Origin of the sequence: Micromonospora sp. HK10 (assembly GCF_000982955.1) — a bacterium.
In the GTDB taxonomy this organism is placed as follows: Bacteria; Actinomycetota; Actinomycetes; order Mycobacteriales; family Micromonosporaceae; genus Micromonospora.
On sequence record NZ_KQ058803.1, the window covers coordinates 18,500 to 31,592 of the forward strand.

The 13,093-nt window shown below is 72.6% G+C and carries 14 protein-coding genes; 3 read left to right on the top strand and 11 right to left on the bottom strand.

Going from position 1 to position 13,093, the window contains the following annotated elements; all coding sequences use genetic code 11:
- Positions 1 to 29: 29 nt before the first annotated feature.
- Positions 30 to 572, bottom strand: coding sequence for a hypothetical protein (locus tag LQ51_RS12355; RefSeq protein WP_156313055.1), 543 nt, complete (start codon positions 570 to 572; stop codon positions 30 to 32).
- A 66-nt stretch (positions 573 to 638) separates the two neighbouring features.
- Positions 639 to 1,211 (bottom strand): alpha/beta fold hydrolase, encoded by a 573-nt coding sequence (locus LQ51_RS12360; RefSeq protein ID WP_046565299.1) that lies wholly within the window; start codon positions 1,209 to 1,211, stop codon positions 639 to 641.
- A 275-nt stretch (positions 1,212 to 1,486) separates the two neighbouring features.
- Here LQ51_RS12360 and LQ51_RS31210 point away from each other — a divergent pair, with 275 nt between their 5' ends.
- The gene (locus tag LQ51_RS31210) at positions 1,487 to 4,045 is read left to right on the top strand and encodes a hypothetical protein (protein WP_052744840.1); all 2,559 of its coding nucleotides are present in this window, start codon (positions 1,487 to 1,489) and stop codon (positions 4,043 to 4,045) included.
- 97 nt (positions 4,046 to 4,142) lie between these two features.
- Here the strand turns inward: LQ51_RS31210 and LQ51_RS12370 are convergent, their stop codons facing one another.
- The 9 genes from LQ51_RS12370 to LQ51_RS12405 all read right to left on the bottom strand — a co-directional run bounded on the left by LQ51_RS12370 (position 4,143) and on the right by LQ51_RS12405 (position 11,012).
- Positions 4,143 to 4,736 carry a hypothetical protein gene (locus tag LQ51_RS12370; RefSeq protein ID WP_046565324.1) on the bottom strand — a complete coding sequence of 198 codons (594 nt, stop codon included), beginning with the start codon at positions 4,734 to 4,736 and terminating at the stop codon, positions 4,143 to 4,145.
- 5 nt (positions 4,737 to 4,741) lie between these two features.
- Entirely contained in the window at positions 4,742 to 5,551 is an 810-nt protein-coding gene (locus tag LQ51_RS31215) for an EndoU domain-containing protein (RefSeq protein ID WP_052744841.1), read from the bottom strand.
- A gap of 6 nt (positions 5,552 to 5,557) precedes the next feature.
- On the bottom strand, positions 5,558 to 6,259 hold the full coding sequence (locus LQ51_RS12380) for a WXG100 family type VII secretion target (protein ID WP_046565300.1): 702 nt from the start codon (positions 6,257 to 6,259) through the stop codon (positions 5,558 to 5,560).
- Entirely contained in the window at positions 6,256 to 6,585 is a 330-nt protein-coding gene (locus tag LQ51_RS12385) for a type VII secretion target (protein ID WP_046565302.1), read from the bottom strand. The genes LQ51_RS12380 and LQ51_RS12385 overlap by 4 nt, the downstream gene beginning before the upstream one ends.
- Before the next feature lie 4 nt (positions 6,586 to 6,589).
- Complete coding sequence (locus LQ51_RS12390) at positions 6,590 to 6,997, bottom strand: YbaB/EbfC family nucleoid-associated protein (RefSeq protein ID WP_231605716.1); 408 nt, start codon at positions 6,995 to 6,997, stop codon at positions 6,590 to 6,592.
- Between the two features lie 173 nt (positions 6,998 to 7,170).
- Positions 7,171 to 8,889, bottom strand: coding sequence for an arginine--tRNA ligase (gene argS, locus LQ51_RS12395; RefSeq protein ID WP_046565304.1), 1,719 nt, complete (start codon positions 8,887 to 8,889; stop codon positions 7,171 to 7,173).
- A gap of 285 nt (positions 8,890 to 9,174) precedes the next feature.
- Positions 9,175 to 10,233 (bottom strand): tryptophan--tRNA ligase, encoded by a 1,059-nt coding sequence (trpS, locus tag LQ51_RS12400; protein ID WP_046565306.1) that lies wholly within the window; start codon positions 10,231 to 10,233, stop codon positions 9,175 to 9,177.
- An 89-nt stretch (positions 10,234 to 10,322) separates the two neighbouring features.
- Complete coding sequence (locus LQ51_RS33390; RefSeq protein WP_197087673.1) at positions 10,323 to 10,490, bottom strand: hypothetical protein; 168 nt, start codon at positions 10,488 to 10,490, stop codon at positions 10,323 to 10,325.
- Positions 10,491 to 10,571: 81 nt separating this feature from the next.
- A complete protein-coding gene (locus LQ51_RS12405) occupies positions 10,572 to 11,012 on the bottom strand; it encodes a hypothetical protein (RefSeq protein ID WP_046565308.1) in 441 nt (146 codons plus the stop codon).
- A 282-nt stretch (positions 11,013 to 11,294) separates the two neighbouring features.
- Here LQ51_RS12405 and LQ51_RS12410 point away from each other — a divergent pair, with 282 nt between their 5' ends.
- Positions 11,295 to 11,756, top strand: coding sequence for a hypothetical protein (locus tag LQ51_RS12410; RefSeq protein WP_156313056.1), 462 nt, complete (start codon positions 11,295 to 11,297; stop codon positions 11,754 to 11,756).
- A gap of 273 nt (positions 11,757 to 12,029) precedes the next feature.
- The gene (locus LQ51_RS12415; RefSeq protein WP_046565311.1) at positions 12,030 to 12,284 is read left to right on the top strand and encodes an SCO4848 family membrane protein; all 255 of its coding nucleotides are present in this window, start codon (positions 12,030 to 12,032) and stop codon (positions 12,282 to 12,284) included.
- Positions 12,285 to 13,093 lie beyond the last annotated feature (809 nt).

The window sequence follows — 13,093 nt, forward strand, 5'->3', positions numbered from 1 at the left end:
GTGCGGATCGGGTGGCGGCGGAGTGGTTGTCAGGAGCGCGGCGGATCGGTTCCGCCGCAGGAGACGCCGATACCCAGCCGCACCTGTGCCGTCCGGCCGCGCGACTCGACGATCAGCGGCAGGCAGGTCGCCCGGCTGACCCAGGTGCCGCCGGCAAAGGCCAGCCACGCGGATTGGGGATCGACAGGCGAACAGGCGCGCACCCGGGCGGCGGGGCCCGGCACCGTTACCGTTCCCCACCCGATTCGTGCCCGGTCCGCCCACCCCGGCGCCACGCGAAGATCGATCACGGCGCCGCCGCGTACGACCAGTCCCCACTTGGCGAACAGCCGGGCCGCCGGATCCGCCTCCCCCGATTCCTGTGCCTCAAGCACCGCCCGGTCCGGTACCGCGACGTCCTCGCCCACGAGCCGGTAGCCGGCCGGCGGTTCCCGCAGCGCCTCGACCGAGGTGGAGCACGGCTCCGCGCTGCTCCCGTCGGCCGGCAACGACGTGCGCGGATCGGCCCGCGCGGACGTGGGCGCCTGGCCATGGTCGGCGCTTCCCGTGGGCGTACAGGCAGCCAGCGTCACCAGCAGGCCGGTGCTGAGCGTCCAGCGGGCCGCTCGGCTACTCCTCGGCACGCGGGTACCTCCTCATCAGTGCGGGAGGGGTCCGGCGTCCGAACGCAGCGCCCGGGCCACCTCGCTCAGGTCGTTGCCCAGCTGGTGATCGCGCCCGGGTAGCCGGTGCAGCTGTGCCTGCGGGACGGCGCGAGCGTACCGGTCGGCATGCGACGGTGGGGCGGTCTCGTCCCGGAGCCCGTGGAAGACATGCACCGGTACGCCCTGCGGCAGCCTCGCGCCGAGGTCGTCCGGCAGTTCGAACTCGTCGCCGGGCCAGCCGCCCGCGCCGACGAACGGAGCCGCGATCAGCACGATCACGCCGAGTTCCGCCTCCGGTGGCCGCTCGGCGAGCGCGTTGACGAGGATCGTGCCGCCGACGGAATGGCCGACGACGGCCGCACCGTCCTTGAGGGACGTCAGCTCCTGCCGGATGGCCGCGCTCCACCTGGCGTAGTTCGGGTCGTCCTCGCCGGGCATCCGCGGGTAGCGGACCTCGTACCCGTCTCCGAGTTCCCGCCGCAGGCTGTCGCACAGCTTGTCGTCCCACTCGTCGTGCACGCCCGCGCCGCCGCCCTGGATGAACAGGACCTGCCGGCTGTCTGCCATGACGATCCACCTTCGCGCCGTTGTGACGATGCCGTCCGGAACCCGCCGTCGACCCGGGTGAGCCCGGCGCCCCAGCCGCTTCCACCCTAGGCAGCCCGCGACCAGGCGGGAGCGCACCGGTCTCGGCAAGCACACCGTGCCGCTTTCCGGGTTGGCCTGCCCGCGCTGGAGTGGCGTCATCGGTGGCACCTTACGAGTGGCGATCGATGCTACGGTGAGGCCCCGCGCCGGGCTCTCCGCGCGCGTACCCGGTAGCTCACCCTCGGGAGCCTTCCTTGCGGTCGTATCGGCTGCTCGCCACCACCTGCTTGACCACCCTGGTCGTCGCGTTGCCCGGCTCGGTCTGCGCGGCGGCCCCCGCCGCGGCCGGCAGCACCGGTCAGGCCACCCCCAGGGCCGCCGACGGCCCGCGGGCCGGCCAGGTCACCACGAACGCAACCGACGGTCCGCGGACGAGTGTCCGCCTCGCCACCGGCGAGCGGGTCGACGTGCTGCGCGACGGCGCCGGATCGGGTTCGCGGTTCCGGGTGCTGCCCGCAGGCGGGTCGGCCCGCGCCGGGCGGTACGCGTACGCGTCGGTGGGCGGGACGCTGGCGGTGCAGCCCAAGGGACACCGGGCCCAGACGATCGAGTCGAGGAGCGGGGCGCAGCCCGCGTCGCTGACCTCGACCGCGGCCGCGCTCTACCCGGTGCGGCTCACCATCAACAGCCCGGGCACGGTCGCCTTCAAGATCCTTTACGTCTGGAACCGCCAGACGTGGACCTTCCACCCGGTCACCGACGAGGAGTACACCCCCAACGGCAACGTGCAGCTGCCCAACGGCGACTACTTCGCCGTGGCGCTGTACAGCGACCCGTACGCCGGCGGCAGCTACCTGCTCAGCCGGACCTTCCAGATCGCCAGCGGCGGCGCGACGGTCCGGTTCGACCAGAGCAGCGCGAAGGAGACGCGCATCGCCGTGGACGACGCCACCGCGGGGCGTTACACCTCCGCGGTGTGGATCTCGGTGCCGAGCGGGGACCTGGCCGGCTTCGCCGGCGGCGGCACCGAGAAGGTGTACGTCACGCCCTTCGCCCTCTCCGGGGTGTCGCTGCGCCTGCACGAGATCCTGCTCCGGCGGGGCACCTCCGACCACGTGCCGAGCAGCCCGTACCGGTACGACCTCTACCACAGCTTCGCCGGCGGCGTACCCAGCAACCCGGTGGTGAGTGTCGCCACGGCCTCACTGGCCAGGACGGTCACCTCGATCCGGAGCCAGGCTCGGGCCACCAACGGTTGGCTGTTGAGCGTGCCCAGCACGAGCGACATGTCGGGCGCCTACCTCCCGTCGCCCGTGGCGATTCCCAGCAACGTCACCGAGTACGTGACGCCCAACCAGTCGTTCTGGCGGCTCGTCCACTACCGGCAGCCGACGCACGACCTCACCCTGACGCAGCGGTCCCTGCCGGCCGGCCAGGTGTCCGGGGAGACGGTCGGCGCGGCACCCTTCGCGCCTCGCCGGTCCGCGGCAGTTGCGTCCACCCGGGACATCAACCGGATGTCGATCTACGAGTACCCGGCCCTGAGCGACGCCGCCGGCAACCTGGGGCTGGACAACGGCTCCACGGTCGCCGTCAACCTGACGTCCGGGTCGGAGACCCTCGCCTCGGCCACCGGGCTGTCCCCGTACCAGTCGGTGAACGTGACGGTGCCGAGCGGGTCGGCGACCTACCGGTTGACGCACACCGTCACCCGTGCCTCGTCCTGGTCGCGGCTCTCCCCCGAGGTGCGCAGCGAGTGGCAGTTCGTCTCCGCCGGCATCCGGTACCAGGATCCGCTCCCCCTGCTCGACATCGACTTCTCGGTGGCCGGCCTCGACGCGCAGAACGCCGCCTGGTCCGCGCCGGTGCGGATCGACGCCCGGGCCGGCTCGCGCCGCTACGGGGTGACCCCGACGCTGACCGGGCTGGAGTACTCCACCGACGACGGCCGGACCTGGGCCGCGTTGCCGGTCGGCGCGGCGGCGGGCGGCACCTCGGTCGAGCTGGCGGTGCCGGCCGGCGCGGCCTTCGTGTCGTTGCGGGCCACGGCGTCCGACGACTCGGGCGGCAGCCTCCGGCGTACGGTGCTCCGGGCCTTCGCCGGTCCGGCGTCCCAGTACGACGAGTCCGCCGGGGTCAACGTCTCTCAGGTGCTGGTCAACGGCGGTGCCCCGCTGACCGTGGCCCCGTCCGGCGGCGGCCAGTTCACCGCCCGGTTCACCGCCACCACGTCCGCCGGCGTCGCCGGTGGCGACGTCTTCCTGTACCGCGGTCCGTACGCCAGCCCGGAGGCGGTGCTGGTCAGCGAGTCCCCCGCGGAATGCATTCCGGCGACCAGGTTCACCACGACCTGCCAGGTGACCTTCCGGATCGATCCGCGGCTCAGCCTGGGCCGGAACGCGCTGGCGGGGGAGTGGCAGGTCGGCATCCGCGCCCTCGGCAAGGACCGCACGAGCCTCACCGATCGGCACGCGGCGCTGACCGTCCCGGTGCGGCGCCAGACGAAGCTCACGGCCGGCGCCACACCCAGCGCGGTCACCAAGGGCCAGACGATCACCGTCAAGGGCACCCTCACCCAGGGGAACTGGGAGACCGGCGGCTACGACGGCTACCCGGGCCAGGCGGTGACGCTGCAGTTCCGCAAGGCCGGCACCAGCGACTACGTCGCGGTCAAGACGGCCACGGTCGACCAGTACGGCACCGCGACGGTGAAGGTCACCAGCTCGGTGAGCGGCTACTGGCGCTTCGTCTTCGCGGGCTCCTCGACCGCCGCGCCCGTCACCAGCGGCACCGCGTACGTCAAGGTCGGCTAGGTCGCGGACCGGGGCGTGCCGCCACCCGGCGGCGCGCCCCGTCGCGTCGGGCGACCCGCCGGGCCCGGGTGGTGGTGACCCCGGCAGCCCTGCGTCGTCAGGCGGCCGGGACCGGACGGGCGGCCGCCAGGGCGGCGGCCTGATACGGCGGCAGCGACCGTCCCTCGCCGACCACCTCGATCGGCCACTTCTCCCGCAGCGTGCTCCAGAGCCGGGAACTGAGCCCCGAGAAGGCCTTCAGCTCGTCCGCGTCCCCGGCCAGTGGGACCACGTACACCCAGGCCGCGCCGTCGGGCGCGCCGTCGAAGGGGGTCCGCCAGGCGCGCCGCAGGCCCTGCCCGCCGAAACCGCGCGCCTCGGCGGCCAGCAGGTGGTCCGCCCGGCTGGGGTCGGCCGCGCCCGCCGGCCCGCCCGGGCTGAACTGGTACGCGGGCAGCGGCGCCTCGGCCACGACCAGCAGGCTGTTCAGCTCGGGACTGTCCGGGTCACCGAGGAAGGAGCGGATCAGGTCCAGTTCCTCGCGGGTGACCGCCACGTGCTCGTACGCCAGGTTGAGCAGGAGCGTGCCGTCGGCGAGGTCCCACTCGCCCGCGGCGTAGTGCTCGCGCAGCGTGCTGAGGGTGTCGTCGGGCAGGCGGCCGGCGAGCCGCGCGCACACCTCGGTGACCGCCGCGTAGGTCTTGGCGTCCATGGCGCTCACCTCTTCTTGTAGTCGCCGAGCACGGTTGTGGTGACGTTCCCCTGCGCGTCCTGCACCACTCTGATGATCTTGTTGCCCTTCGGGCCTTCCCACGTCCAGCTGCCGTCGCCACCCACGTCAGGGTGACTGTAGCGGGGCGGATCGCTCTGCGGGACGCCCTTCGGCGCCGGGTTCGGCGCGGACGGATTGGTGATGACGCCGGGGTCGTTGCCGTTCGGCGGGTACGCGGTGCGGATCTCGCCGTTGGCGAGGACGGTCGTCTTGACCTCGACGCCGTCCACCCGGCCGGTGTAGTCGTACGCCCAGGCGGGATTGCCGTTGGCGTCCTTGGTCAGGTACGGCCCCTTGGACGGCGGGCCCTGCTGGGTGACCTGGTGCGCCGCGTCGAGGATCTTCGACTCGTCCCAGTCGGCGGGGAATTCCGTCTTCTTCGAGAAGCCGGTGCCCGCGAGGTGGCCACCCTGACGGCCACCGTCACCGTGCAGGATGTGCTCCCGGGACGTGTCGCTGTGGTGGATGTCGTTCGCCCCGGGCGGCTGGTTGGGCCGGCCGGGCTGGTTCGGCTGGTTGGGCCGGCCGGGCGTGTTGCCCTGCCCCGGGCCGCCCGGGCGGCCCTGCTGGGCCTGCTGGGCGACGGTGTTCTGGGCGCTGCTGACGTTGTGCGGTACGCCGCCGGAACTCCCGTGCGGCCGCCCACCGCCACCGCCGTTCCCCCCGTTCCCCCCGTTGCCGCTGTTCCCGCCGTTGCCCCCGTGCGGGTTGGGCGGGTTTCCCCCGCCCCCGGGCGGGGTCTTCGGTTTCGCCATCTCGGGTCAGCCGTCCAGAAGCTCGGAGAGGTTGGTCAGGCTGGTGATCAGGGCCATCACATAGGTCAGGATGCGCCCGGCCCACTTGACCACGGCCGCCGCGATCTGCGAGGCGATCACCGGGATGGTGACGACGAAGATCGCCTCCACCGCCCAGACGATCACCCGCGCCACCAGGTCGGCGATCAGGTCGCGGACGATGTCGCGGGTGAACATGACCAGGTTCCCGGCGGCCTGGGTGGCGACCGCCATGGCGGCGGAGATGCCGCCGAGGCCGTTGATCGCCTCGACGTTGTGCTCCATCAGGTTGTGGTACGCCGTGGCTGCCCGCCCCTGCCAGTGCGGCATGTCACCGTCCACGTAGGACTTGAGGTCGGTGGCCAGGCTCTGCAACGCGGCGGCCATGTTGTTCCAGGTGGCCGCGTGCGAGGCCACCACGTCCGGCATGCCGGTCAGCTCGTCGAGCACCTGGCGCAGCGGCTCGAAGTACTCCATCGCCCAGCCCAGCCCGTTGGCCAGCAGCGCGCTGAACGGGTCCATCACGGACGCGGCGACCTCGACCCCGAAGGCCGCGCCCGCGATCAGGTCGTCGACCCAGCCTTCGCTCTTGATCGCGTCGACCAGCCCCTGGAAGCTGTCCGCCAGGGCGGCGCCGGTCCAGGGCTTGCGGGTCGACTCGACGCCGGCGATCAGTGAGGTGTCGGTCACGGCGTCACCCCGGTCAGGCCGCCACCCGCCTTGCGGATGGCCGTGTCGGCCTCGCTGTCGGAGTGGTCGTAGTTGTCGGCCGTCTTGCGCAGGCCGGCCGAGACCAGCGTGAGGTTCTCCTCGACGTACGCGATCAGCTCGTCCTGCCGCTTGTGCCGGCCTTCCAGCACCGCGGAGATCCAACCGCAGAGCAGCCCGTACGCCGAGTCGTCCTGGGCGATGTGCGCGCTGGCGGTCTTGACCGCGTCGAAGCCGCTGCGCACCGTGTCGACGTTGCGGGCATGGGTGCGGATCTGTTCCGCGTCGACCTCGAAACCGTCGCTCATCTGATCACCAGCCCCGGTACCGGTCGTCGGGGCCGGCCGCGTCGGTGTCGTCCGTACGCAACTGCTGGCTGACCCGCTCCGCGATGGCCCGCCCGGCCGCCGACTCGGTGCCGACGGTGTCCGCGATGATCTCCTGCGAGCGGTCGGCCAGTTGCCGCTTGGCCTCGCGGACGGTGTCCATGATGGTCCGGGCCACGACGTCCGGCGCGACCCGCTGGATCCGCTGGCCCAACCGCAGGTCGACCAGGGCGCCCACGGAGTCGACCGTGACCTCGGCCAGGCCGTTGCCGTCGGCGTGGGTGACCCGCAGCGCCTGGAGGCGGTCGCTCATCGCCTTCGTGTCGGCCGCGAGCTGGTCGATTCGGCCCTTCCATGCGGCGAGCCGGTCCCGGGCGCCGTCCGGGTCCAGCAAGCCGCCCCCGTCTGGAATGCCGGCAGCCATGTGTCCCCTCGGTCACTAATCGTGATCATGAATAACCGAGGCAGACTAACATATCGCCCGACCAGCATTTGTCCACAATCGATCAGCGCGCGGGGTCACCCGGCCGGCCCGCCCCGGAGAGGGCCGGCGGGTGGCGGCGACCGCTACAGCCGCTCGGGCGACCGGATCCCCAGCAGGTGCAGGCCCTGCCGCAGCACCCGCCCGGTCAGGTCGCAGAGCACCAGCCGGCTCTCCCGGACCGGCCCGTCCGCCCGCAGCACCGGGCAGCGCTCGTAGAAGGCGCTGAACGCGGCCGCGAGCCGGTACAGGTAGCCGGCCAGGTGGTGGAACTCCAGGCTGCGTTCCACCTCGGTCACCACGGCGGCGAAGTCGACCAGCTCGAACGCGAGGGCACGCTCGGCCGGTTCGGTCAGGCTGACCGGCGCGTCCGGCCGGACCGGGACGGCGGCCCGCCGGAAGATCGACCGGATCCGGGAGTACGCGTACTGGAGGTAGGGGGCGGTGTTGCCGTCCAGGGACAGCATCCGCTCCCAGTCCAGCACGTAGTCCTTGTGCCGGTCGCTGGAGAGGTCGGCGTACTTGATCGCACCGATGCCGACCGCCCGGCCCACCTCGGCCGCCTCGGCCTCGCCCAGCTCCGGGTTCCGTTCCCGGGCCAGCGCGGTGGCCCGGGCCACCGCCTCCTCGAGCAGGCCCACCAGCTTCACCGACTCACCGGCCCGGCTGCGCAGCATCCGCCCGTCCGGCCCGAGGATCGAGCCGAACCCGACGTGTTCCGCGCGGGCCGGCGCCACCAGCCAGCCGGCCTGCGCCGCCGCCGCGTACACCATCTCGAAGTGCCGCCGCTGCGGCAGCCCCACCACGTAGAGCAGCCGGGTGGCGCCCAGCGTCCCGGTCCGGTGCCGGATCGCGGCCAGGTCGGTGGCCGGGTAGCCGTACCCGCCGTCGGACTTGCGCACGATCAGCGGCAGCGGCTCGCCGTCCCGGCCCACCTGCCCGGGCGGGAAGACGCAGGCCGCACCGTCGCTGGTCCGGAGCAGACCGAGCCGGTCCAGCTCCTCGACCGCCGGAGCGAGCAGGTCGTTGTAGCTGCTCTCGCCCTGGAAGTCGCGCTCGGTCAGGGTGACGTCCAGCAGGTCGTACACGGTCAGGAAGTAGCGTTCGGACTGCTCGACGAGGAGCCGCCACAGCCGCAGGGTGGCCTCGTCGCCGCCCTGCAACGCCACCACCCGCCGCCGGGACCGCTCGCGGAACGCCTCGTCGGCGTCGAACTTCGCCCGGGCCGTCTTGTAGAACGAGTCCAGGTCGCCCATCGACAGCTCGTGCGCCGCCTCGGCTCCGCCCAGGTCGACCAGATGCTCGATGAGCATCCCGAACGGCGTGCCCCAGTCGCCCAGGTGGTTGGCCCGCAGCACCCGGTGCCCCAGCCACTCCAGCAGCCGGGCCGCGGCGTCACCGATCACGGTCGAGCGCAGGTGACCGACGTGCATCTCCTTGGCCACGTTCGGCGCCGAGTAGTCGATCACCACGGTGTCCGGCGTGGCCGTCCGCGGCACACCGAGCCGCGGGTCGGCGGCGAGCGCCGACACGAGTCCGGCCAGCGCCCCGTCGGCGACGGTCAGGTTGAGGAATCCCGGTCCGGACACCTCGGCCGCCGCGCAGAGGTCGGCCAGGTCCGCCCGGTCCAGCACCTCCGCGGCGATCGTCCGGGGCGGCCGGCCGAGCCGCCGGGCCAGCGCCAGCGCGGCGTCGGACTGGAAGTCCGCGCGCTGGGAGCGCCGCACGACCGGGTCGACCGGCCCACCGGCCACCGTCGCGAAGGCCGGCGCGAGCCGGTCGGTCAGCAATTTCTCCAGATCCATGGGTACGCCGATCTCGCTCGGATCCGCCTCCGGCGGATCACGGACTTCGGATGCGGGCGGACCGAGGACGATCGGCGGTGACCGGCGGCTCGATCCGCCGGTCGCAGGTGAGGAATGCTCAGCGCAGGCGGTCGCGGGACCGCCGGCGTCGCAGCGTGCCGACCAGGACGTCGGGGGACGCCGTCGGGAACGCGTGCGAGCTGGTCATGCGGAGCAGCCTAACCGGCCGGCCCGGGGGCGGCGCAACCGCGTACCCGGACCGGCCGGTCGGCGTACCCGGAAGGGTCAGGCCGGCGTGGCGACCGCCTTGCGGTAGCGCTCGGCCCGTCGGCGCAGCTGGGTGTACGCGCTGGTCAGGCCCATCGCCCGGCGGACCTCGACGAGGGTCCGGTGCACCTCGGCCCGGGTCCGTTCGGTGCCCTGGAAGATCAGCTCGTCGACCAGGCCGGGCTGTCCCTCGAACCGGGCCCGCCGCTCCCGGATCGGGTCGAGGAACCGGTTGAGCGCGCCGGCGAGCGCCTCCTTGACCTCGACGTCACCGACCCGGCCGGCCCGGTACCGCGCCTTCAGCTCCTCGACCTGCGCCCGGTCCGGGTTGAACACGTCGTGGTACGCGAAGACCGGGTTCCCCTCCACCGTGCCGGGTACGTCGGCGCGGACCCGGTTCGGGTCGGTGTACATCCCCATCACCTTGCGCCGGACCGTGGCCGGGTCGTCGGCGAGCGCGATGGCGTTCCCCCTGCTCTTGCTCATCTTTCCCTGGCCGTCGGTGCCGATCAGGGTGGGCGTCTCCGACATGATCAGTTCGGGCACCGGGAAGACCTCGCCGTAGAGGTGGTTGAACCGCCGGGCGATCTCGCGGGTCACCTCCACGTGTGCGGCGTTGTCCTTCCCCACCGGGACGGCCTGCCCCTTGACGCAGAGGATGTCGGCGGCCTGGAGGACGGGATAGCCGAGCAGCCCGTACGGCATCTCCTCCTTGCCGGCGTCCCGGCTCATCTCCTTCAGCGACGGGACGCGCTCCAACCGGGGCACGGTGACCAGGTTCTGCAGCAGGGTGTTGAGATCGCCCACCTCGGGGATGGCCGACTGGAGATAGAAGGTGGCCCGGTCCGGCTCGACGCCGGCGGCGAGGATGTCGGTGACCATCTCGCGGGCGTTACGGGAGACCTGCTCGATGTCCTCGCGGGTGTTCCGCGTGGTGAGCATGTGCAGGTCGGCGATGATGAAGAAGCTCTCGTACCGCCGGTGCAGCCGCACCCGGTTGGCGATGCTGCCGACGTGGTGGCCCAGGTGCAGCCGTCCGGTGGGGCGGTCCCCGGTGAGCATGCGGGTTGTGGACATGGTGGTACGCCTTTCGTGCGGGTGGCTGAGGACGCGCGGGCGCGCGGGAGGCGACCCGGGGGTGTGCCCGGATCAGTGGAGTCGGCTCGTCAGAACGAGCGCCGCCATCGCCCGCCGGCGCGGAACCGCAGCCCACCGGCACGCAGTACGTCGAGAATCTGCTCCCGACCGTCGTCGGCCCGGGGCGGGAGCACCGGAGCGGCAGCCACCGGGAGACCGTCGACGGTCTCCGGGGCGCAGCTGCTCGGCCGGACCATGCCTGACAGGGTAACCGCCCGCCCGGCTCGCCCGCCGCCCTCCGCCGCGCGCCGAACCGGGTGGTCGGCGCGCGGCACGGCTCAGCCCTGCCGGTAGCTCTCGGCGTAGTAGTGGCCCACCTGGTCGCGGTACTCGGCCCGGTCGACGCCCTCCGGGTCGACGGCCGGGCAGTCCTTGACCTGCTCCCGGGTGCGGTCCACGTGCACGACCCGGTCCAGGTGGTCGACCCGGGCCACCGTGCCGGCCGGCAGCAGCACCGTCTTCCCGAAGATCCACGGTCCGGTCTCCACCACCAGGTACCCGGCGCCGGTGTCGGCGCGGGCGACCGAGCCGATCCCGCCGTCGGTCGCTTCGACCCGGTAGCCGGTCAGGTCGATCGGGGTGCCCGGGCCCGGCGCGTCCGGGCCGTCGTCGCCGTCACCCGCCAGCCGCTGCCGGGGTACGTCGTCCGGGCTGGTCTGGTCGTAGCCGCCGGCGAGGGCGGACGGATCCCGCCAGGTCCACGGATTGAACGGCTGCATGGCACACCTCCGTCGTGTCGGTCGCACCGGAAAGAGTGCCCCCGGGTCCGGCGGCGGAAACACCGACGCAATTCAACGGCCATCGACGTGCGTTTCTGCGAGATTCCTCATAATCGACGGGCCCCGATTCCTTGCGGGGCTCCCGGCCAGGTCAACGATGGTCTGCCGGCCGCCCGGCACACCACCGTCCGGGCCGCGGTGTTCGCCGCGCACATTCGGTCCCCGGCCGGCGATGACCATTCTGGGGCCATCCAGGCAGGATCGAGAAAAGGGAGCACCTTGATGCGGCGGACCATTCGACGAATCGGATTCACGACGGCCGTGGCGGCGGTCCTGGCGTGGACGCCGGGCAGCGGGGCCCGGGCCGCCGACCCGTACCCCGCGGCGACGCTCTGCGGACCGGGCTTCAGCGCCGTCGATCAGGACCCGATCCACGACGCCGCCACCGGCCGGCTGCTCGGCACCGTCCACCTGCTGCACAACCCGTTCACCGGGTACGGCTGCACGGTCACCCTGAAGTCCGCGTACGCCGGCGTGCTCACCCGGACCCAGGTCTACCTGGCCCCGGAGGCGAGCACCTCGGTCGTCGACGAGGGCCACCGGCTCTGGGCCGCCGGCCCGGTCCGCGGGTACGTCGGCGGCGGCTGTGCCATCTGGGGTGGCGCGATGACCGACCCGGCCGGGGTCCTGCACCGCCACGACCGGGCGAACCCGGCGATCGGCGGGGCGGTGACCTGCTTCTGAGCCCGCTCTCGGGGCGGTGGAAGGCCGGCTGCCCGGTGCCGGTGTCCCGGTCGCCGGCGGGCGCCCGTGAGCCCGTTCGTCGGCGGCGCCGATGAATGCCGGTCGTCGGCGTCCGCCCGTGAGCCCGTTCGTCGGCGTCCGCCGGTGAACCCCGGTCACCAGCGGGCGCTCGTGAGCCCGGTCGTCGGCGGGGCCGTGAACCGCTGTGAGCTCCGCGTGGGGGTGTGGCCGGGACGGGGGTGGTGCCGGCTCCCGCTGGCATACTGGCCAGCCATGGTGCTCTCCCGCGGCTGGTCGCTCTTCCTGGTGGGCGTCGGCGTCTGGACCTGGGTCATCTGGCCCAGGTTCGCGGTCGCTATCTGGAACGACCCGCGCGCCTGGTCGACCGGAACGGTGGGCGAGGGCGCGGCCACCAGCTTCCTCTGGGTGCACGCGCTGCTCATCGTGGCGTCACTCGTCATCGGTACGACCGCCGGCGTCCTCGGGGTCCGCGGCTGGCTCGCGGCTCGGCGCCGGCGGAGCACCTGAGCCGGCTCCTTTCGGGTGAAGCACCTGAGCCCGGTCCTCCACCCGGTGAGTCCGTTGATCCCCTCGGATTGCGGCAGCTCGTTGCTTCGGTGGCTCGCGAAGGGCCGCTTTGCCGCATACGGAGTCGATCGAGGTCGGGCGGTGGGGTGCGGAGCCGCCCGTAGTGGTGGCCGTGCTGCGGGCCGCCAAGACGTTCGCTCGCCTCGGCATGGTCAGGCCACCGCTCAGGTCGTTGACATCGCAGTCGGCATCAACGGCGCGCCCGGTCGTGGTGGTGGGCGGTCGCGCGGCGGCCAGTGCTCGCAGGCTTGGTCGGGTTGTCCGGCGGTCAGGCGGTGGGCAGGGGAGACGTCGTTGCGCAGCGGGTGTGAGGCGGGTCGCTACCCCCCAATTTGACGATCAAACCCACAGCCGCGTAACTTTCTCTGTGCCAGCGCGGAACGGGGCAAACGGGACGAAAGTCCCGGACGCCCGATCCGCTGATGGTCCCGGACCTTGAGAGGTAAGATCTCGCAAGGCACCGGAGCGGGCGGGGCTCGCCGAACACGCCGTAGGGCGGATTTGGTGAAGCGGAACCGACCGGGTAAGGTTGTCGACCGGCAGGGACACGGGCGAGCAGCGGGAAACCGCAGCGGCCGGCCTGCCAAATCCGATGATCAATCGCAGCGGTCACCGCTGCGCGTGGTCAGCGGCGCCAACCCGTACGAAGCATGACAGACCGGTACACACGGTTTGACACGGCAGAGACGGTGAGGTAACGTAGTAAAAGTGCCCGGCGCGATAGCGGATGGGTGCGGTTGAATGGCTTG